At 68.8% G+C, this 20,097-nt stretch carries 15 protein-coding genes; 9 read left to right on the plus strand and 6 right to left on the minus strand.

Features of this window, described 5'->3' with window-relative positions; translation table 11 throughout:
* Positions 1-80: 80 nt before the first annotated feature.
* The gene (locus E3328_RS03545) at positions 81-1,046 is read left to right on the plus strand and encodes a sugar phosphate isomerase/epimerase family protein (RefSeq protein WP_135363244.1); all 966 of its coding nucleotides are present in this window, start codon (positions 81-83) and stop codon (positions 1,044-1,046) included.
* Positions 1,047-1,049: 3 nt separating this feature from the next.
* Positions 1,050-2,204 carry a Gfo/Idh/MocA family protein gene (locus tag E3328_RS03550; RefSeq protein ID WP_135363245.1) on the plus strand — a complete coding sequence of 385 codons (1,155 nt, stop codon included), beginning with the start codon at positions 1,050-1,052 and terminating at the stop codon, positions 2,202-2,204.
* A gap of 345 nt (positions 2,205-2,549) precedes the next feature.
* Here the strand turns inward: E3328_RS03550 and E3328_RS03555 are convergent, their stop codons facing one another.
* Positions 2,550-4,253: a glycoside hydrolase family 2 protein gene (locus E3328_RS03555; RefSeq protein ID WP_135363246.1), complete on the minus strand. Its 1,704-nt coding sequence runs from the start codon at positions 4,251-4,253 to the stop codon at positions 2,550-2,552.
* Between the two features lie 88 nt (positions 4,254-4,341).
* Between E3328_RS03555 and E3328_RS03560 the strand changes: the two genes are divergently transcribed.
* The gene (locus E3328_RS03560) at positions 4,342-6,498 is read left to right on the plus strand and encodes a periplasmic substrate-binding domain-containing protein (RefSeq protein ID WP_135363247.1); all 2,157 of its coding nucleotides are present in this window, start codon (positions 4,342-4,344) and stop codon (positions 6,496-6,498) included.
* Between the two features lie 74 nt (positions 6,499-6,572).
* Positions 6,573-6,815 (plus strand): DUF8074 family membrane protein, encoded by a 243-nt coding sequence (locus E3328_RS03565; protein ID WP_135363248.1) that lies wholly within the window; start codon positions 6,573-6,575, stop codon positions 6,813-6,815.
* A gap of 41 nt (positions 6,816-6,856) precedes the next feature.
* On the opposite strand, the gene E3328_RS03570 is transcribed toward E3328_RS03565, so the two are convergent.
* On the minus strand, positions 6,857-7,606 hold the full coding sequence (locus E3328_RS03570) for a ThuA domain-containing protein (protein ID WP_135363249.1): 750 nt from the start codon (positions 7,604-7,606) through the stop codon (positions 6,857-6,859).
* A gap of 177 nt (positions 7,607-7,783) precedes the next feature.
* On the opposite strand from E3328_RS03570, the gene E3328_RS03575 reads away from it, so the two are divergent.
* Entirely contained in the window at positions 7,784-9,538 is a 1,755-nt protein-coding gene (locus E3328_RS03575) for a glycoside hydrolase family 9 protein (protein WP_135363250.1), read from the plus strand.
* Positions 9,539-9,572: 34 nt separating this feature from the next.
* On the opposite strand, the gene E3328_RS03580 is transcribed toward E3328_RS03575, so the two are convergent.
* Both E3328_RS03580 and E3328_RS03585 read right to left on the minus strand, forming a co-directional pair.
* Complete coding sequence (locus tag E3328_RS03580; RefSeq protein ID WP_135363251.1) at positions 9,573-10,580, minus strand: LLM class flavin-dependent oxidoreductase; 1,008 nt, start codon at positions 10,578-10,580, stop codon at positions 9,573-9,575.
* A gap of 521 nt (positions 10,581-11,101) precedes the next feature.
* A complete protein-coding gene (locus E3328_RS03585) occupies positions 11,102-13,570 on the minus strand; it encodes a glycoside hydrolase family 31 protein (RefSeq protein WP_135363252.1) in 2,469 nt (822 codons plus the stop codon).
* Between the two features lie 165 nt (positions 13,571-13,735).
* Here E3328_RS03585 and E3328_RS03590 point away from each other — a divergent pair, with 165 nt between their 5' ends.
* Positions 13,736-14,719 (plus strand): endo-1,4-beta-xylanase, encoded by a 984-nt coding sequence (locus E3328_RS03590; RefSeq protein ID WP_135363253.1) that lies wholly within the window; start codon positions 13,736-13,738, stop codon positions 14,717-14,719.
* 125 nt (positions 14,720-14,844) lie between these two features.
* Positions 14,845-15,384 carry a GrpB family protein gene (locus tag E3328_RS03595; protein WP_135363254.1) on the plus strand — a complete coding sequence of 180 codons (540 nt, stop codon included), beginning with the start codon at positions 14,845-14,847 and terminating at the stop codon, positions 15,382-15,384.
* 154 nt (positions 15,385-15,538) lie between these two features.
* Here the strand turns inward: E3328_RS03595 and gfo6 are convergent, their stop codons facing one another.
* Together gfo6 and uxaC are read right to left on the minus strand one after the other, a co-directional pair.
* Entirely contained in the window at positions 15,539-16,606 is a 1,068-nt protein-coding gene (gfo6, locus tag E3328_RS03600) for a D-xylose 1-dehydrogenase Gfo6 (RefSeq protein WP_167837286.1), read from the minus strand.
* An 89-nt stretch (positions 16,607-16,695) separates the two neighbouring features.
* Positions 16,696-18,063 carry a glucuronate isomerase gene (gene uxaC / locus E3328_RS03605; RefSeq protein ID WP_167837287.1) on the minus strand — a complete coding sequence of 456 codons (1,368 nt, stop codon included), beginning with the start codon at positions 18,061-18,063 and terminating at the stop codon, positions 16,696-16,698.
* Between the two features lie 168 nt (positions 18,064-18,231).
* Between uxaC and E3328_RS03610 the strand changes: the two genes are divergently transcribed.
* Positions 18,232-18,852: a histidine phosphatase family protein gene (locus E3328_RS03610; protein WP_135363257.1), complete on the plus strand. Its 621-nt coding sequence runs from the start codon at positions 18,232-18,234 to the stop codon at positions 18,850-18,852.
* Positions 18,853-18,980: 128 nt separating this feature from the next.
* On the plus strand, positions 18,981-20,063 hold the full coding sequence (locus tag E3328_RS03615) for an LLM class flavin-dependent oxidoreductase (RefSeq protein ID WP_135363258.1): 1,083 nt from the start codon (positions 18,981-18,983) through the stop codon (positions 20,061-20,063).
* Positions 20,064-20,097: the final 34 nt, after the last annotated feature.

Below are 20,097 nucleotides of genomic sequence, written 5' to 3' on the forward strand. Positions count from 1 at the left end.
CCCGCCAAGACCGCCCGGGGCCGCGGCGAGGGGTACCGCCATCGCAAGAGTTTTTGAGCGTTCGAGAGAGGTGAACACACATGGACGTAGGTGTGCTGACCGTGGCACTCGGCGGCGAATCGCTCGACGACGCGTTCGCGTACCTGGCCGACCAGGGCGTCGACGCCGTCGAACTGGGCTGTGGCGGGTTCGTCGGCGACGACCACCTCCCGCGCGAGGAGTATCTCGACGACGAGGACGCCCAGGCCGAACTGCAGGCCCTGCTCGACGAGCACGACCTGTACGTCTCGGCGCTGGCGACGCACAACAACCCGCTGCACCCCGACGACGAGCGGGCCGACCGCGCCGACACCGAGCTCCGGGAGGCCATCGAACTGGCCGACCAGCTCGGCGTCGACGCCGTGACGACCTTTTCGGGGCTGCCCGCCGGCAGTCCCGCGGGCGAGGTGCCCAACTGGATCACCGCGCCGTGGCCCAACGAGCACCACGAGGCCCACCAGTACCAGTGGGAGGTCGCCGAGGAGTACTGGTCGGACCTCGCCGAACACGCGAAAGCCCACGACGTGGAGGTCGGCATCGAGATGCACCCCAACATGCTGGTCTACGAGCCGACCGGCATGCTCGAACTGCGCGAGCGCACGAACGAGTACGTCGGTGCCAATTTCGACCCGTCACACCTGTTCTGGCAGGGAATCGACATCACCGAGGCCATCCGCTTCCTCGGCGAGGAGGACGCGATCCACCACTTCCACGCCAAGGACACGAAGGTCTACGAGGCCAACTCCCGCGTGAAGGGCGTCCTCGACACCGAGCCCTACACCGAGGAACCGGACCGCTCGTGGCTATTTAGATCGATCGGCTACGGCCACGGCGAGGAGTTCTGGAAGGACGTGGTGTCGACGCTGCGGATGATCGACTACGACGGCGCCCTCTCCATCGAGCACGAGGACTCGCTGACCTCGCCGAACGAGGGCCTGGAGAAGGCCATCGACGTGCTCCAGCGCTCCGTCTTCGAAACGACGCCGGGCGACGCCTACTGGGCCTGAACCATGTCGGAGGAACCCCTCTCCGTCGGCGTGCTCGGGTACCGCTTCATGGGCAAGGCCCACGCCAACGCCTTGGCGCGCCTCCCGATGTTCTTCCCGGAGGCGCCGGCAGTCGAACGCGACGTGATCGTCGGGCGCGACGAGGAGGCGCTCGCCGAGGCGGCCGACCAGCTGGGCTTCGAGCGCTACGCGACCGACTGGGAAGACGTCGTCGACGACGTGGACGTGTTCTACAACCTCGGGCCGAACAACGTCCACGCCGACCCCTCGATCGCCGCGCTCGAATCGGGCACGCACGTCTTCTGCGAGAAGCCGCTCGCCCACACGCTCGAAGACGCCGAGCGGATGCGCGACGCTGCACAGGAATCGGACGCCACCGCGGGCATCGCCTTCAACTACCGGTTCATCCCCGCGATCCAGTACGCCAAGCAGTTGATCGACTCGGGCGAACTCGGCGAGATCCACCACGTCCGCGGGCAGTACCTCCAGGACTGGCTGGTCGACCCCGAAGCGCCCTGGAGCTGGCGCAACTCCGCGGAACTGGCGGGGTCGGGCGCGCTCGGCGACCTGGGCGCCCACACCATCGACCTGGCGCGCTTCCTCGTCGGTGACCGGGCGGGCGACATCTCGCGACTGTCCGGCCACCTCCAGACGTTCGTCGACGAGCGGCCCGTCCCCGGCGGCGACGAGGGCTCGCTGGAGGGCGAGGGCGGCGAGTCGACCGAGACTCGCGAGGTGACCGTCGACGACGCCTACACGGCCCAGGCCGAGTTCGAGAGCGGCGCGATGGCCACCTTCGAGGCCTCGCGGTTCGCCAACGGCCGCAAGAACGACCACACCATCGCCATCGAGGGCTCGAAGGGCAGCCTCTCGTTCTCGCTCGAACGGCTGAACGAACTGGAACTGCTCACCGAGGGCGACCGCGGGTTCCAGACGATCAACGTCACCGACCCCGACGACCCGTACATCGACCACTGGTGGCCCCCGGGCCACGTCATCGGCTGGGAGCACACGTTCGTCCACGAGAACTACGAGTTCCTCTCGGCGGCCGCGGCCGGCGAGGCCCACTCGCCCTCCTTCGAGGACGGCTACCGCGTCCAGGAACTGCTGGCGGCCGTCGAGGCGTCCGACGACGCCGGCGAGTGGGTCGAGGTGTAGACGGACCGAACGGGGTCCCCGGTCGCGGTCACCCTCGTTTTCCAGAGTCCGGCAGCCGTTCTCTCTCGCCCAGATCCGGGCCACCGATAGATCCGCCACGCTCGGGAGTGATACGACGACCGTCCCGGGTATCCGTACGACAGGAACGCCTATCCCGACAGAACTCCGGGAGTCCTCTCCGGAACGCCCTCGCTCGAACGGTATGGGATTACAGGATTACGAGTGTAATAATACTCACTCGATATCGAGTAAATGTTTTCGAGGCTGGGGCGGCGCTCGGTCGTGTTCGGTAGCGGTGAGTGGAACCACCGATACGCGGACCGGGGGAAGGCGCGAGCCGGCCGGTCAGTCGTCGGCCAGCCGTTCGCGGAGGACGCGGTAGGCCTCCTTGGGCCGGCGGTACTCGTCGAGGACGCCCTTGTTGTTGCGCGTCCGCGGCCTGGTCATCGCCTGGTCGGGGTCGGTGAGCGTGTCGCAGAACTGCCAGACGGCGAACCCGGCGACGTCGTCGCGCTCGCGGAACAGGTCGACGCAGTCGGCCAGCAGGTCGGCCTGGTAGGACTCGGACCACTTGCGACCCTCGTGGGTGCGTTCGCCGGGGACGGCGCCCGCGCCGAACTCCGTGACGACGACCGGTTTCTCGCCGTACTTCTCGGCGATCCCGTCGAGGAACTCGCCCCAGTCGCCGTCGCGGTACCAGCCCCAGTAGGCGTTGACCGACAGGAAGTCGCAGACCTCGAAGACCTCGTCGGTCTCGCCCTCCCAGTCGGTGTTGGAGGCGGCCGTGACGAGGCGGGAGCCGTCGACCCCGTCGACGGCCCACTTCAGCTGGCGGGTCGCGTCGGCGACGGTCGGCTCCTCGTTGGCGCACTCGTTCGAGAGGCTCCACGCGAAGATCGAGGGGTGGTGGCGGTCCCGCTCGACCATCTCCATCAGCACGCGCTGGGCGCGCTCCTGACAGGCGACGACCGACGACTCGTCGACCTGCCACATCGGGACCTCCTCGATCACCAGGACGCCCGCCTCGTCACAGAGGTCGAGGAAGCGCGGGTGGTTCGGGTAGTGCGAGCACCTGACCGCGTTGCAGCCGGCGCGCTGGACGATCTCCAGGTCACGCTCCTGGACGCGGAGCGGCTGGGCCGACCCCCACTCGGGGTGGGTCTCGTGGCGGTTGACGCCCGCGATCTCGACCGGATCGCCGTTGACGAGGATCTCGCGACCGTTCGTCGAGACCGTGCGAAAGCCGATCCGGTCGCGTAGGTCGTCGGCAAACACCTCGTCCTCGCGCTCGTCGGCCTGTTCGCCGCTCAGCCGGGCTTCGACCTCGTAGAGCGTCGGGTCCTCGGGGTCCCAGCGGTCGACCTCGGGCACGTCCAGCGCGAGCGTCGTCGTCCGGGCGTCCATGCCGTAGACCTCGACGGACTCGGTGACCGAGGCGTCGCCGACCGAGACGGTCAGGTCCGGTTCGGCCGGACGGGCGCCGGTGTTGTGCAGCGTCACCTCCGCCTCGACTGCGGCCTCGTCACCGTAGAGGTCGTACTCGACCGCGAGGTCGCGGAGGTAGACCCCGGGCACGGTCTCGACGACGACCTCGCGGTGGATCCCGCCGTGGGGGAACCAGTCGGCGTCCTCGTGGGGCAGGGTCGTTCCCGTGCGGGTGTTGTCCGCGCGGACGACGAGTTCGTGTTCCCCCGCGTCGAGGTCGCGTCCGAGCGCGGTGAACGGCGTGTACGCGCCCTCGTGGCTGGCGACCTCGTCGCCGTCCAGCCAGACCGTCGTCTCGCGGGCGACCCCGTGAAAGGTGAACAGCAGCGACCCCGGCTCCCGGAGGTCGACGGTCCGTCGGTACCACGCCGGGCCGACGTAGTCGGCGTACTCGGCGTGGGCGTTCCACGAGCTCGGGACGGAGATACGGTCGGCCCGCTCGCTCGGGAACGACTCGTGGTACTCGTCCTCGCGTCCCTCGTCGTCGGGGTCCGTGACGAACTCCCACATCCCGTCGAGGGTTCGCTGGCGCCGTTCCGTCGTCGTCTCGAACGTCCGGTGCATACCCGTCTCTCGGCCGCCGACGGCGAATAAACGTTGCTACCCGTCCGGCCGAAAATTTAAGTCTATTTGTCACTATCACCCACCATCGATGGCTGGCGACGCTCACGCCCCCGGCGGGGCTGACGGTGGGGCCGGTGGCGGTGATAGACAGGCGGATCCCGGGCGAGTGGACAGGCGAAGGTTCATCTCGCTCGCCGGCGCGGCCGCCGGGGCGGCGCTGGCGGGCTGTTCGAACGCGTCCGACGACGCCGAGACGGCGACGGCCGGTCGGCGGCGCGACGTCGACGGGCCGGTCGTCTCGGTGATGACCGGCGCACAGCCCAGTACGCTCGACATGGGGCCGAACACGAGCACGCCGGCCGGCCGGCCGCACTTCGAGGGGCTCCTCCAGAGCCTGGTGCTCCCGACGCACGCGCCGTCCGGCCGGTCGCTCACGAGCGGCCACACCTGGACGGTCGACGGGTCGGAGCTGTCGGTGCCCTGCGCCGTCGAGTCCTTCGAGGTCGCCGACGACGGGTCGGTCCGCTACCGCTTCGACGACCGGCTGACCTACTGGTCGGGCGAACCGCTCGACGGCCGGGCGTACTACCTGAAAGACCGGATCGAGTGGCTGGAGACGAACGGCGCCTTTCGGGAGGAACCGTTCGGGGGCGAACTGGAGAGCGACACCGTCTACCGGCGCTCGCCGCTCGGCGGCCCGACGAACCCGTGGGCCGCGCGGGCGAACGCCCACCCGGGGATGCCGCCGCTCCCGCCCGCCTACAGTGAACCCTGGGTCGAACGGTTCGAGGACGCGACGACGGAGGACGCGGTCAGGCAACGGTACCTCGACTACCGCCAGGGTAAACTGAGTGCCGAGACGTTCGCCGAGGAGGGGTACGGGACCGGTCGCTACGAGGTCGGGTCGGCCGACGACGTGACGAGCGAACTGATCGAACTCCCCCACGCCCTGCGCACGAACACCGAGGTCGTCTACGCCGAACCCAGGCCGGAGTATCCCGGCCCGACCGACCGGCCGACGCTCCGGATCGTCTGCGGGGCGGCGGGGACGAGCGCGCCGCGGATGTCGGGCCTCAGTGGCGGTGGGAGCGGCGGCCGTCCGTCGGGTTCGATGTACGACCCGCGCGACTTCGTCAACGGCGACGAGATCGACTTCGGACGGGGCGTGATCGCCGAGTCGAAGGCCGACTACTTCCGGAAGCAGGTCCCCGACGACATCGAGCAGCTGACCACCTGGCCCAACCCCGCCGGGGGCGGCCGCCAGCTCACGTTCAACTGGGCGAACGACCACCTCCGCCGGCTGTGGGTGCGCCGGGCCATCGTCGCCGCCGCGCCGTTCGAACGGATGCGGTTCAACCAGTACGGTCGCGGGACGATCGAACCCTCGTCCGACGCCGGGACGCTCGGGTCGGTCGCCGAGCGCGCGCTCGGCGAGTCGTTCGTCGAGTCGCTGTACACCTATCCGCTCGATCCGGACACGGACCTGGCTGCGCGGTGGATGCGCCGGGCCGGCTACGAGCGCGTCGACGGCCTGTGGACGGGGCCGGACGGGGAGGGGCTGTCGCTGACGCTCTCGGTCTTCTCGTCGGAGGTCGGCGACGTGCAGACGCTCGTCGCCGGGCTGGAGTCGTTCGGGATCGCGATCGAGGTCGAACAGCTGCTCGCCGGCGGTATCTCCTACGAGGGCAACGTCGAGGCGGGCGGGTTCGACCTCCTCGTCTCGAACGTGCCGGCCGGCCGGTCGGTGCTGCCGTACTACGGCGACTGGTTCTCCGTCGGGGAGAGCTGGATGGCGATGCCGCCGATCGCCGTCGCGGGCAACCCGCTGGGGAGCTGCCGGGAGGAGCCGCCGCTGGCGTCGGTGCCGGCGTCGGTGACGCTCCCGAGCGAGCCCGGCGCGCTCGCGGTCGACGGCGTCGACTACGCCGAGGCCGGCGGGAGCTACGACCACGAGGCCGGCGAGACGGTCGCGCTCTGCGAGGCGGTCGACCGGCTGCGCGACGCCGATACCGACGAGGCGGGGTTCCGCGAGGCGGCCCGGCGTTGCGCCCGCTGGTACAACTACGCGGTCCCGAACTTCGTCTTCGCCGGGGACCGGGTCGGGGTCTGGGCGGAGCTGAGCGAGTTCGCGGTCGCAGCGGAGGAGGACCGCTCGCTGGGAATGAGTCGCGCGGAGCCGACGGCGCCCGTCCACTACCACGTCCAGGCGGGGACGCTTCGCCGGAGCGGGGGCTCGGACGGCTGAGCCGGTCGCGGCCGCGGAGGGCGCCGAAGCGAGTCGAACGCCAGTTCTTTGCACTCCCGCCCCGGAGGGCGCGTATGGAACTCGAACCGGTCGACGGGGCGGTGTTCATCTACACCTTCGGGGTGATGTTCAGCGCGCTCTGGCTCTCGACGCCCGGGACGCCGCCGCTGAACGCCTGGGTGTTCGCCCTGTTCGGCGTCACGTCTGCGGGCTGGACCGCCTACTTCAAGTGGAAGATCGCGCCGCAGTTCGTCCCCGACGAGGACGAGGAGGACGAAGAGGTGGAGACGCCCCGGCCGCCGACCGCCGAGGAGTAGGCGGTCGGGGCGCTCCCCGTCGGGGTCGCACCGGCCGCCGCTCAGTGGACCGTCCGCTCGTCGGAGGTGTCGATGTCCTCGCGGGGCTCGGTGTTGCCGCCGCTGGAGGTGGCGCGGTCGTCGCTGGGCGCCGCCCACTCGGCGGCGTTGGCGAGCACGTCCCGGATCTCCTCGTTGTGGTAGACCGGGTAGGTCTCGTGGCCCGGGCGGAAGTAGAAGATCCGGCCGTTCCCGCGGCGGTACGTGCAGCCCGAGCGGAAGACCTCGCCGCCCTCGAACCAGGAGTTGAACACGAGCGTCTCGGGCTGGGGCACGTCGAAGCGCTCGCCGTACATCTCCGCCTCGTCGAGTTCGATGCAGTCGTCGACGCCGTCGGCGATGGGGTGGCTCGGCTCGATGACCCACAGCCGCTCGCGCTCGGCAGCCTCGCGCCACTTCAGCGAACACGTCGTCCCCATCAGCCGCTTGAACACCTTCGAGAAGTGCGCCGAGTGGAGGACGATCAGCCCCATCCCGTCGCGGACGGCCTCGACGACGCGGTCGGCGATCTCGTCGTCGACCTCGTCGTGGGCGGCGTGGCCCCACCAGGTCAGCACGTCCGTCGCTTCGAGGGTGTCCTCGGTCAGGCCGTGTTCCGGTTCCTGCAGGGTGGCCGTCTCGGTGTCGAAGCCGCGCTCGTCGAGGGCGTTGGCGATGGTGCCGTGGATCCCGTCGGGGTAGACCTCGGCGACCGTCTCGGACTCCTGCTCGTGGACGAACTCGTTCCAGACCGTGACGCGCGTGTCGGGCATACTCGATCCTCGCCGCCCGCACGCTTGCCGGTTCGGGTCCCGGCGAGACTGTTCGGGGGCGGGCGATTTATCCGGCAGTATGGGCCGCTACCGCACCGCCCGGACGACCGCCGAAACCGGAGAGTTACCCGACCAACCGCGCGCTTTTGGTCGGCGGTCGGCAACGGCCGTCAACGAATGAGCGAGTTCGAACCCGGGTCCGAACGACCCACCCAGCGGGTACACGTCGACCAGGTCGGCTACCGCCCCTCGGCGCCGAAACGGGCCGTCGTCGCGGTCGACGCCGAGCGGTTCGCCGTCCGTGAAGTCGGGGACGAGTCAGTCGTCCTCTCAGGCGGGCTCTCCGACCCGATCGACGACCCGGACGCGGGCGAGACGGTCCGGCGCGCCGACTTCTCGGCGCTCTCCGAGCCGGGCGAGTACCGCGTCGCGGTCGGGTACGGGGAGGCGGACGGCGGCGGTCTGCGGGAGACCGCGGGTGAATCGGCCCCGTTCCGTGTGGGTGCGGACGTGTACGACGGGACCCTCGCAGATACCGTCCGGCTCTACACGCTGAAGCGCTCGAACACGGCCATCGACGACCCCGTCACCGGGCTGGACGTGCCGGCCGGCCACACGCAGGACGCCGAGGCCCGGATGTACTTCGGCGACGCCGTCCGCGAGGAGGGCGACCGGCTTGACGCCGCCGGCGGCTGGTACGACGCCGGCGACTACGGGAAGTACGTCCCCCCGGGCGCGGTGACTGTCGGCCAGATGCTGCTGGCGTACGAACAGTATCCCGACGCGTTCGCGGCGGGCCAGTGCGACCTGCCGGTCGAGCGGTCGGAGGGCGAGCGGCCGACAGGCGAGGGGTCGGCGGCCGATGACGAGGCGAACCTGCCCGACCTGCTCGTCGAGGCGAAATTCGAGCTGGAGTGGCTCGAACGGATGCAGCGGGCGGACGGCGCCGTCTACCACAAGGTCGCCGCCCGCGAGTGGCCCGACATCGACGAGGCGCCGACCGACGACGACCGCGAGCGGTACGTCTACGGGCTATCGACGTTCGGGACCGCGGGGTACGCCGCCGCGATGGCGATGGCCGCCCGCGTCTACGCCCACTGGGCGCCCGAGTTCGCCGAGCGCGCGCTCGACAACGCCCGGGCGGCCCACGACTACCTCGTCTCGAACCCCGAACCCGAGTTCCGCTTCGACCCGGGACAGGACGACGGGTCGGGGCCGTATCGCAAGGACACCGACCGCGAGGAGCGCTTCTGGGCGACTGCGGAGTTGCTGAAGACCACGGGCGACACCCGGTACGCCGACCACCTGGAGGTCCGGTTCGCCGACCTGTTCGACGCGGGGGTTCGGGCGCCCGTCTGGGACGACACGCTCTCGCTGGGCCAGTGGGCCTACCTGACTGCCGACGCCGCCGACGACGCCCGCGCCGACCGCCTCGAATCGGCGTTCGTCGACTACGCGGACCGTCTGGTGGAAGACATCGAGGCCGACGGCTACCGCTGCGCGCTCGACACCGACGACTACCACTGGGCGTCGACCAAGCTGGCGCTCTCGAAGGGCGGGATGCTGTTGCTCGCCGACGCGATCGATCCGGACGAGCGCTACGTCGCCGCCGCGCTCGACCAGTTGCACTACGCGCTCGGGCGGACGCCGACCGGTTACAGCTACGTGACCGGCCAGGGCACCCACCCGCCGCGCAACCCCCACGACCGCCTTGTGGAGGGGACCGGAACCTCTCTACCGGGGATGGTCGTCAGCGGCGCCAACCGCAACGGCGACGACGAGACGCTCGCGGAGTACATCGCGGAGACCGACGCGCCGCCCGCGAAGTGCTACGTCGACGCCACGGCGTCGTACTCGGCCAACGAGTGGGCCATCGACTACACCGCCCCGATCTTCCTCCCCCTCGGTCACGCCCGGACGATGGCGGACTGACGGCAGAGCGCCGGCAAGCGAGGGCGTCGACCCGTCAGTCGACCCGCGGCGCGACCTCGTCCCCGAACAGCTCCATCCCGCGCGTGCTCGGGAAGTCCGGGAAGATGAGCTGGAGCTTCCCGAAGCCGAGCTCGCGGATCGGCTCGATCTGCTCGGCGACCTCGGCGGGGGTCCCGATGAGGAAGTCGCCCTTCTCCCGGGCCTCCTCGGGGGTACTGAGCTGGTCGTCCACGTCTTCCTCCTCGCCCCACGGCAGCGGGAAGATCTCATCGCACAGCCGGTCGAGTTCGTCGGGGTCCTCCCGGACGATACAGTGGGCGAGCCACGACCGTTCGACATCCCCGGGGTCGCGGCCTTCTTCTTCGAGATACTCGTCGAATTTTCGAGTTTTGAACTCGATGGGCTTGCCCCGCGCTCGCCCGGATATCTCGACGTTCCACTCGTCGGCGTGGCGGGCGGCGAGTCTGAGCATCCGCGGGCCGGCGCCGCCGACGACGACCGGCGGATGGGGATCCTGGAGCGGTTTCGGTTCGTTGTAGGCGTCGTCGATCTCGTAGTGGTCGCCCGAGAAGTCGGGTTCGGCCTCGGTGAACATCGCTTTGACCACCTGGATCCCCTCGTCGAGCATGCCGATGCGCTGGTTGACCGGCGGGAACTCGTAGCCGTAGGCCTCGTGTTCCTCGCGGTGCCAGCCGCAGCCGAGGCCGAGGCGGGCGCGGCCCCCGGAGAGGTGGTCGACGGTCGTCACCATCTTCGCCAGCAGCGCGGGGTTGCGGTAGGTGATCGAGCCGACGAGCGGACCGATGTCCACGTCGGTCCCGTGCGTGCGTTCGGCGATGGCCGACAGGAGCGTCCAGACCTCGAACTCCTCGTGTCGCGGCCCGAGCATGAAGTGGTCCGGCGCCCACAGCCCTTCCAGTCCCGCGTCGACTGCGGCGTCGACGCCCGCCATCACCGTCTCCCGGTCGACGTGCTCCAGGAGCGGGGTGTCCCTGTGGACCCCCGCGCCCGCGTAGCAGCCGACCATCCAGTCGAATTGCATAGCGGATCGGTGTATGCGAGCGACTTGAGTATGGGGGTCGATGTCGTGGGAGGGACGGGGACGACCGTGGGCGTTCTCGACAGCGGGCGATGAAAGCCCTCGGCCCGCTCGCGGTCGCTGAGGCGGGATATCCGCGCTCTCCGCACCGCCCGCTCACGGCACAGCCGTTCGCTTCGAGGCGCACAGCGCCTCGCACCCCGCGGATAGTGCCCGCTCAGCGACTAAAGTGGACGCGAGCGCGCCTCGCCCGTTCAGTCCGCCAGGGACAGCACAGCACCGCACGGCAACCACCCCGCACGGCACCGCAGAGGGCCACGAGCCTCCCCAGCCGATTCGCGACACGCGAGTCGCGAATCCACCGTCAGAGCAAGCGCTGACGAGCCTTCGTTCACACGTTCACGAAGACCTCGCGCGGTGTCGTCGCGCGCATGAACGCGCGCTCCAGCGCGCGCCGACCGCACCGCAACAGATTCCACCCAACCGAATTCCCCCCTCAGATACACCGGAGCCGAACCGGCCGCTTATCGGTCGAGTTCGACGCTGGCCGCGCTGCCGTCGTATTGCAGCGTCGCGTCAGGGTCGGCCGGTTCCACGCCGGTCCCCTCGCCCTCGCCGACGGCGACCACCTCGAAGTCGCGCTCTTCCACGAGTTCGGGGAACGAACCTTCCCGGTCCGCGACGGTCAGTTCGTCGGCGGTGTCGTCCCAGCGGATCGGGGTGAACGCGTACTCGCCGTCCTCGTAGTCGTAGCCGTCGCCGGCGTCCTCGTAGGCGTCGAACTCGCCATCGCGGCCCGGGTAGACGCGCAGTTCCCACGGCGCATCGGACTTCTCGCCGGTGTGCTGCACTTCGGGACCCATCGGGACGACGCTGCCGGCCTTCACGAACAGCGGCAACTTCTCCAGGGGCGCGTCGGCGAGAACCGTCTGCCCGCCGTCGTAGCGCTCGCCCGTCCAGAAGTCGTACCAGTCGACGCCCTCGGGGAGGTACACCTCCCGCGCCTCCGCCTTCCCGTCGAGTTCCTCGGAGTCGGGGCCGTAGTACATCGGTTCGGTGACCGGGCAGACCAGCAGGGAGGGACCGAACATGAACTGGTCGCCCACGTCGTGAGCGTCCTCGTCGTCGGGGAACTCGACGGCGAGGTGGCGGTACATCGTGTAGTCGCGGTGGGTCTCCCAGCCCGCCAGCGAGTACAGGTAGGGCAGCAGGCGATAGCGCAGGCGGTCGAACTTGACGAGGGTGTCGTAGGTGCGGTCGCCGGGCTCGCCGAAGCGCCACATCTCGCGGGGGGTGTCGGTGCCGTGCGAGCGGAACATCGGCAGGAAGGCGCCGTACTGGAACCAGCGGACGTACAGCTCGCGGTAGCCCAGGTCGTCGACGCCGTCGTCGAAGTCGCCGTCCGTGATCCACGAGGGGCCGTCCCCGACGAAGAAGGCGCCCACGTCCAGCGTCCACTTGGGGTTGCCCGCGGCGGTGAACTGCAGGCCGTCGGCGATCTGCTTCCGGTAGCGCTCCCACGTCGCCTCGATGTCGCCCGACCACGTGATCGCGCCGTAGCGCTGCTGTCCCGGATACCCCGAGCGGGTGAGGTTGATGACCCGCTTGTCGTCCGTGGCTTCGCGCTGGCCCTCGTACATCCCCTTCGCCTGGTGGAGCGAGTAGGTGTTGATGTAGCCCGGATCGAGGACGCGCTTGAACGCGTCGGTGGTGTGCTTCGCGAGCGCGAACGGGTCGGGCGCCGTCGGGAGCGTCCAGGTCGGATCGTAGGGCTCGGTCGAGTCGCACCACCACGCGTCGACGCCGTGGTCGAACAGCCCCTCCTTCGCCTGGTTCCAGTAGATGTCCCGCGCTTCCCCGGAGAAGGCGTCGTAGTACCGTTGCTCGTTGCCTGGCGCCGGCACGTCTGCGTCGTCGAGGATGTGCCCGGCTTCGCTCATCTCGTCGTAGTTCTCGCCGGCGAGCATGTTCGGCCAGATGGAGACCATCAGGCGGACGTTCCGCTCGTGGAGCGCGTCCATCGTCGCCGAGGGGTCGGGGTAGCGGCCGGGGTGGAACGACTTCTGACCCCACTGGCCCCAGTCGCCCGTGGGGCCGCCCCACTCCTCGAAATTTGGATGGTGGTCCTCCGTATCAGGCCAGTACTGCCAGTCTTGCACCACGCAGTCGATGGGCACCTCGCGGTCGCGGTACTCCTCGACCACCTCCACGAGTTCCTCGCCCGTCTCGTAGCGCTCCTTGGACTGGACGTAGCCGTAGGACCACTTCGGGAGCATCGTCGCCTCGCCCGTGAGTTCGCGGAAGCCCGCGATCACGTCGTCGGGGTCGCCGGCGACCACGAACACGTCCAGCGAGTCGTCGCACTCCGTCCAGACGTACGAGCCGTGCTGGTCGTCGTGGAACGTCGTCAGCGACCCCGTGTTCCACAGCATCCCGTAGCCGCCGGTCGACAGAATGGCCGGCATCGCGACCTTGGTGTTACCCTGGTAGAGGATCTGCTCCTCGCCGCTGTAGTCGGCGACGCCGCCCTCGTGCTGGCCGAGCCCGAGGATCGCCTCGCTGTCGTCGAACTCCAGGTCAAGCCGCGTCGAGTACGCCTCCCGGTCGAGGCTGTCGCGGGGTGTCGCTACCTCGTGGTCGCCGACCGTGAGGTCCTCGGGCGGGACGGGGACTATCGATTTCCCGCCCTCGGGCGGTTCGCGCACGAGCAGGTCGCCCTCGGCGTCGCGCCACGTGAGCGCGCCCGTCTCGCGGTCGAGTTCGACGCGCAGGGCGTCGGTGACCAGTTCGTACTCGCCTTCGCGCTCGACCAGGTCCCACTCGCCGTCGGGGTCCTGTTCGACGACCATCGGGCTCTCGGGGTCGGGGACCGACTCGCCGGCGGTGTAGACCAGCCGGACGATGTCGTCGGCGAGGACCTGCAGTTTGAGTCGCTGGTCGCCCGCGTCGAACAGCGGGCCGTCGGCGTCCCGTCGGAGGGCCGTCACGTGCATGCGCCCATCCTCAGCCGGACCGGTCTTGAGGGTTCCCCTCACGGCGGACCGCGCCGGGATCCCCCGGACGTTTCAGGGCGGATCCGCGGCGCAGCTGCGCGGACTCGGAATCATCTGCGAGAACGTCCCCGGTATCTTTATCGGGGAGTGCCCGCCTGTTCGGGTATGGCAGACGACGACAGACTGCGCGACGTAGCGGAGGAGCGGGACTTCCAGATCGGTGCCGCGGTGGCCGCCCGGCCGCTGCGGACCGACGCCGGCTACAAGAAGACCCTGCGCAACGAGTTCAACTACGTCACCGCCGAGAACGCCCTGAAGATGGGGCCGCTCCGGCCCGACCCCGGCGTCTACGACTTCAACGACGCCGACGCGGTCGTCGACTACGCCCGCGCGCACGACCAGTCGGTCCGCGCCCACACCCTCGTCTGGCACAACCAGACGCCCGAGTGGTTCCAGGAGTGGGACTACACGACGGAACAACTGGAGGACTTCACCCGCGAACACGTCCACACGACCGCGGGTCGCTACCGCGACACGGTCGACACCTGGGACGTGGTCAACGAGGCCGTCGCCGACGACGGGACGATGCGCGAGAACCTCTGGTACGAGGCGATGGGCGAGGAGTACCTCGACAAGGCCTTCCGCTGGGCCAACGAGGTCGCCCCCGACACCGACCTGTACTACAACGACTACGGCGCCGACGGCGTCAACGTGAAATCCGACGCCATCTACGACCTCGTCTCCCGGCTGCTGGACCGGGGCGTCCCCATCGACGGCGTCGGCCTCCAGATGCACGCGCTCCACGAGAAGCCCGGTATCGACTCCGTCGCCGAGAACATCCGCCGGTTCAAGGACCTCGGTCTCGACGTAGAGATCACCGAGTTCGACGTGGCGTACCTGCCGGAGGACGACCCCGGCGACCAGGAAGCGCGGTGGGAGAAGCAGGCCGACTTTTACCGCGACATCACCGAGGTCTGTCTCGACGAGGGCGTCGACACGATGATCGTCTGGGGCGTCCGCGACTCCGACTCGTGGATCCCCAACTGGTTCGAGGACCTCACCGGCGACCCGCTGCTGTTCGATTCGGGCAACGACCCCAAGCCCGCCTACCACGCCATCAAGGAGACGCTCGCGAACTACGAGGCGTAACTGGGGCGCGGTAGCGGGTCTTTCGGCGTCGTTTTCGGCGGTTCCCGGTCCGAAACTGCCGTTCGGTTCGATGTGCCTGTTCCACATCCCAGTACTTTTCAATAATATCGCATACATAACAACTGATGGACGAAACGCCGATCGAAATTGTCGATCACGACTCGGAGTGGCGTGACCGGTTTCAGACGGAGCGCGATCGTATCACTCCAATCCTTGAGGACTGCACGACACGGATTGACCATATCGGAAGTACCTCCGTTCCTAGACTCGCCGCGAAACCGATCATCGATTGCATGGCTGTCGTCAGCGACGCCGAGGGGATGCTCGGGAACGTCGATCACCTCTCTACGTGGTTCGGTTACGAGATCAGCCACGTTCCGGGTGACTGGCTTCTGCTCCAGCGCGAGGATGAGGACGCACAGGCATTCAATCTGCATCTGATTCCCGAATCTTGTGAGGAGTGGCGACGGAACCTGCGCTTCCGAGAGTACCTCCGAAACAATCCGGAAGCTCGAGAACGGTACGAGTCAGTTAAACGAGAGGCGGCAGCAGCCCATCCTGAAGACCTCGACAGCTACAACAGCGCCAAATCGGACTGCCTACAGTCCATTCTCGAAGATGCCCGTGCCGACGATTCGATCACTGTTCCGAAGAACGGCGAATGAGACTAATGTCTGACCATCGTGTAGTGTACGTGTGAATGTTTCCAAGTTGCGAGATACCGACGACACTACCGACATTGAGCGTTACCTGTCTTCCCTGCACTGAGCATCCGGTGGTGAGGGGCGCGAAGAGAATCGGGCGGCGAAACGGCGGTGGCTACAGCTCGATACGGCCGCCGGTCTCGCCGGACTCGTAGATGGCGTCGACGATCCGCATGTCCTCGTAGCCGTGCTGGCCGTCCGGACCGATCTCCATGTCGGTCAGGACGCCCGTCGCGAAGTAGTCGAACTCCTCGACCATCTCGGAGGGTTCCTCGACTTCGACGACCTGCTCCTCGCCGCCCTTCCGGACGGTGATCGTCCGGTCGCCGTCGACGTTGAACGGCACGTCAACGCGGATCCGACCGCGGGTGCCGCCGACCTCGAAGTAGTTGTCGCCGGCGACCTGGTAGCCGGTGTCGCACTCGGCGACCGCGCCGTCGGGGAACTCCATCGTGAACGCGCAGTACTTCTCCAGGCCGTCGAAGCCCTCGGGACCCTCGACGGTGGTCGCGTGGACGGCCTCCGGGTCGGCGTCGAGGACGAATCTGGACGTGTTCAGCGGGTAGACGCCCAGGTCCATCAGCGGGCCGCCGCCGGCCAGGTCGGGATTCAGCCGCCACTGGTCCATGTCCTCGCCGGCGGCGATCAGGTTGTACGAGAACGCGCCGCGGGTGTGGACGGGGTCGCCGATTGCGCCGTCCTGTACCACGTCGCGGAGCCACCGGGTCGAGCGAGTCGCGTGCATCCGGTAGGCGGTCATCAGTTCGACGCCGCCCGCCTCACAGGCCTCGACGCACTTCCGGGCGCGTTCGGCGTCGGCTTCCAGGGGTTTCTCGCAGAGCACGTCCTTCCCCAGTTCCGCGGCCGCCTCGACGTGCGGGAGGTGCAGGGCGTTGGGCGTGACGATGTAGACGGCGTCGTACGCCTCGCTCGCCTCGCCGTCGGCGTAGTCGTCGTAGGTCAGCGCGTGGTCGACGCCCTTCTCGTCGGCGACGCGCTCGGCCTTCTCGCGGTCGCCGCTGACGACGACCGTCGTCTCGCAGAACTCGGACTCCTCGATCGCGGGGATCGCCACGTCCGGGCCGAACCAGCCCAGTCCCAGGACGGCGAACCGGACGGGCCCGCCGTCGACCGGGCGGCTCCAGTCGCGCTCGTCGAACGAACTCGGGACTTCGATATCCATACGACGACTCACTGTATCCACCGACAAAAAGGGGGCCGGTCGCGGCATCGACGGGCCGACCCCGTCACCGCCACGCCCCGGACGGCCGCTCAGAACCCGTACAGCTCCTTCGGGCGCTCGTAGGCGACGTGGTCGACCAGGTCCTCGGCCACGTCGAGGGGCATCTGCCCGCGCTCGACCTTCCGGCCGACGACGTTGGCGAGCGTGCGTCGGAACATCTCGAACCGCGAGTCGAAGGATAGCAGTTTCCGCGAGTCGCTGACCATGCCGGCGTGGTTGGCCAGGAGATCGACGCTGCCGACGTAGTCGAGCTGGTGGTCCATCCCGAACGGGCTGTCGTTGAACCACCAGGCCGGGCCGACGCTGACGTCCGAATACGCCCGCGCGATGGTCGTCAGCGTCGGGTAGTGGCTCGGGTCGACGCAGTAGAGGATGATCTCGCCCTCCCCGTCGAAGCGGTCGAGGTAGTAGTCCAGCCCCTCCGCGATCTCGATGTCGCCCGTCGACACGTCGCCACCGGATGCCGCGCCGAGTTCGTCGTACAACTGTTCGCGGTAGTCCCGCAGTGCGCCGATGTGCAGTTGCGTGACCCAGTCGGTCTCGGCGTTCAGCCGGCCGATGAACTCCAGCAGGTACGCCTGGAAGTCCTCGATCTCCCGCTCGGACAGGGACTCGCCGGCGCGGCGCCTGGCGTACACTTCTGCCGCCCGCGCCTCGCTGACCGGCCGCGAGACGGGTTCGAGGATGCCCAGGTCGCTCGCCGCGCAGCCGTGCTCGTCGAAGTACTCGTGAGTGGCTTCCAGCGCGTCGAGATAGCCCGCGAAGTCGTCGGTGTCGAACTCGGTGGCGTCGGCCAGGTCGTCGGCGAAGTCGACGAACCCGGACTTCTGGATGTTGACGGCCGGGTCCGCGCGCCACGTCGGGCGGATGTCGACGCCCTCGACCTCGTCGACGGCCCGCTCGTGGTATCCGAGCTGCGACGTGGGGTTGTCCGTCGTCGCCAGTACCTCGACGTTCATCTCCCGCAGGAGCTCCTGCGGGCGCATGTCGTCGTCTTCGAGCTGGGATCTGGTCTCCGCCCAGATCTCGTCGGCGGTCTCGGCGGAGACGGGCTTCTCGATGCCGAACCGGCGCTTCAGGTCGAGGTGGAGCCACTCGTAGACGGGGTTGCCCGCCATCTCCGGGACGACCTCGGCGAAGGCGTCCCACTTCTCGCGGTTGGAGGCGTCGCCGGTGATCAGCTCCTCGTCGACGCCGCGCTTGCGCATCATCGACCAGACGTAGTGGTCGGTGGCGCCCTGGACCTCCCAGATGTCCGCCCAGCCGTCGTTCTCGACGATCTCCACGATGTCGGCGTGGTTGTGCGGATCGAGGATCGGCCGGTCCGCGATCTCGGCGTACAGCTCTCTGGCCGCGTCGGTCTCGAGCAGATAGGTTTCGTCGTCGAGGAACCTCATGTCGTTCGGATCCAGTCCCGATTCGCTCATAAAGGTAGCTGTCCGATGCCGCGGCGCGTCCAGTTCGAGACCCCCTCCGACCGACGCCGTGGGCCGGTCGCCGGTGCGACGCGAGTCGAGGCAGGCCGAATCAGAACCCTCATGGCGTCGTTCCGTCCATCGACGGATATGACGACGATAGTCGCGGTCCGGCACGGCGAGACCGAGTGGAACCGGACGCGACGACTGCAGGGGTGGGCTCCCGTTCCACTCACCGACCGCGGCCGAGCGCAGGCGGACCGGCTCGGCGCGACACTCGCGGACCGACACGATGTCGACCGGATACTGTCGTCGGACCTCTGCCGGGCCGAGGAGACGGTCGAGGTCCTGCGCGACCACCTCGACGCGCCCGTCACCTTCGACCCCGCGTGGCGCGAACGCGACGTCGGCGTCCACCAGGGCCTGCAGCTCGACGAGATGCCGGAGCGGTTCCCCGAGTACGACCTTTCGGCGTCCGGTCCGGAGGCGGCGCACAGGTCCCCGGAGAGCGGCGAGAGCCTCGTGGACGTTCGCGAACGGGTCGTCGAGCGGTGGGAGACGACGCTGGCGGAGTCCGAACCGGGCGAGACTGTCCTCGTCGTGACGCACGGTGGCCCCATTCGCCTGCTGCTCGGACACGTGACCGCCCTCGACATCGTCGCGGCGATCGTGGAACAGTCACAGGGGTACTGCTCGATCAACGAGGTCGAGTACGACCACGAGACCGGGACCGCGAGGGTCGTCCGGGAGAACGACACCAGTCACTGTTGACCCTCCGCGCTCGCGGTCCGGATCGATACCGCCACGCCGACGGCGCAGCGGTCCCCGAGTGGGAGGGCGCTCCGACGCGGAACGGACGGTGCGTCAGATATTTACTCCGATCGAGCGACCACACGAGCATGAGCGACAGAGAGCCCGAGGACCTGAACTTCGGGTGCCAGGTCGTGACGTACGGCGACGTGCAGGGAACGATCGAAGACGCGGTCCGCGCCGAGGAGGCGGGCTTCGACATCATCACCGTCCCGGACCACCTCTTTCACCCGACGGGCTCGGAGGAGTTCCTCGTCGACCCGCCGTGGGAGGCGTTCACCGTCCTCGGCGCCGTCGCCCAGCACACCGACGAGGCGATGCTGATGCCCGGCGTCACCGACTCCGTGCGGCGCCACCCGACCGAACTCGCACACATCGGCGTCACCCTCGACCAGATGACCGACGGGCGGTTCGGCCTGGGGATCGGCGCCGGCGAGGCGTTCAACTTCACGCCCATCGAGGACATCGACTGGTCGGACCCGTTCGGCCGGTTCTCGGAGGCGTTCAAGGTGGTCGACCGGCTGTGGGACTCGACCGCCGACGACCCCGTCGACTTCGACGGCGAGTTCTACCAGCTGGAGGCCGCACACATGGGGCTCAAGCCCGTGCAGGAGCCCCGGCCGCCGATGTGGGTCGGCGGGTACGGGCCGAGTATGCGCGGGTTCACCGGCGCGCTCGGCGACGGCTGGTTCCCGTGGATCCACGCGCCCGAACAGTACGAGGAAGACCTCCAGCGGGTCCTCGACGTGGCGGAGGACCGCGGGCGCGACCCCGACGACATCGACCGCGCGGTCATGATCCCGACGACGGTCTCCGAGGACGGCGACGCGGCCCGCGAGGCGGCCATCGAGCGCAACCGGACGAGCCTGGCGCTGCGCCCGCCGCTTCTGGCGAAGATGGGCTACGAGGACATCGCCGACGAGACGCCGATCATGTTCGAGATGGCCTTCGACGAGGAGCAGGAGGAGCGGCTCCTCTCGGCGGCCGAGAGGATCCCCGACGAGGCAGTCGACGCGGTGACCGTCTCCGGGACGCCCGAAGAAGCAATCGCGGACCTGGAACGCTGGGTCGAGGCGGGACTGGACAACGTCGTCCTCATCCCGGTGGGCGACTACGAGGAGACGCTGGCCCACTACGAGGAGACGATCATCCCGCACTTCCGCGGAGAGTAAGGTCGGCGTACCGAACCAGTCGTCCGCGGCGGGG

It is taken from the genome of Halosimplex halophilum, from assembly GCF_004698125.1.
Classification (GTDB): domain Archaea; phylum Halobacteriota; class Halobacteria; order Halobacteriales; family Haloarculaceae; genus Halosimplex; species Halosimplex halophilum.

Coding starts and splice junctions, on each gene's coding strand:
- E3328_RS03555 (WP_135363246.1), bottom strand. CDS start 4,253: ATGCACCGGACGTTCGAGACGACGACGGAACGGCGCCAGCGAACCCTC.
- E3328_RS03570 (WP_135363249.1), bottom strand. CDS start 7,606: ATGCCCGACACGCGCGTCACGGTCTGGAACGAGTTCGTCCACGAGCAG.
- uxaC (WP_167837287.1), bottom strand. CDS start 18,063: ATGAGGTTCCTCGACGACGAAACCTATCTGCTCGAGACCGACGCGGCC.
- E3328_RS03585 (WP_135363252.1), bottom strand. CDS start 13,570: ATGCACGTGACGGCCCTCCGACGGGACGCCGACGGCCCGCTGTTCGAC.
- gfo6 (WP_167837286.1), bottom strand. CDS start 16,606: ATGGATATCGAAGTCCCGAGTTCGTTCGACGAGCGCGACTGGAGCCGC.
- E3328_RS03595 (WP_135363254.1), top strand. CDS start 14,845: ATGGACGAAACGCCGATCGAAATTGTCGATCACGACTCGGAGTGGCGT.
- E3328_RS03545 (WP_135363244.1), top strand. CDS start 81: ATGGACGTAGGTGTGCTGACCGTGGCACTCGGCGGCGAATCGCTCGAC.
- E3328_RS03560 (WP_135363247.1), top strand. CDS start 4,342: ATGGCTGGCGACGCTCACGCCCCCGGCGGGGCTGACGGTGGGGCCGGT.
- E3328_RS03550 (WP_135363245.1), top strand. CDS start 1,050: ATGTCGGAGGAACCCCTCTCCGTCGGCGTGCTCGGGTACCGCTTCATG.
- E3328_RS03580 (WP_135363251.1), bottom strand. CDS start 10,580: ATGCAATTCGACTGGATGGTCGGCTGCTACGCGGGCGCGGGGGTCCAC.
- E3328_RS03615 (WP_135363258.1), top strand. CDS start 18,981: ATGAGCGACAGAGAGCCCGAGGACCTGAACTTCGGGTGCCAGGTCGTG.
- E3328_RS03590 (WP_135363253.1), top strand. CDS start 13,736: ATGGCAGACGACGACAGACTGCGCGACGTAGCGGAGGAGCGGGACTTC.
- E3328_RS03565 (WP_135363248.1), top strand. CDS start 6,573: ATGGAACTCGAACCGGTCGACGGGGCGGTGTTCATCTACACCTTCGGG.
- E3328_RS03610 (WP_135363257.1), top strand. CDS start 18,232: ATGACGACGATAGTCGCGGTCCGGCACGGCGAGACCGAGTGGAACCGG.
- E3328_RS03575 (WP_135363250.1), top strand. CDS start 7,784: ATGAGCGAGTTCGAACCCGGGTCCGAACGACCCACCCAGCGGGTACAC.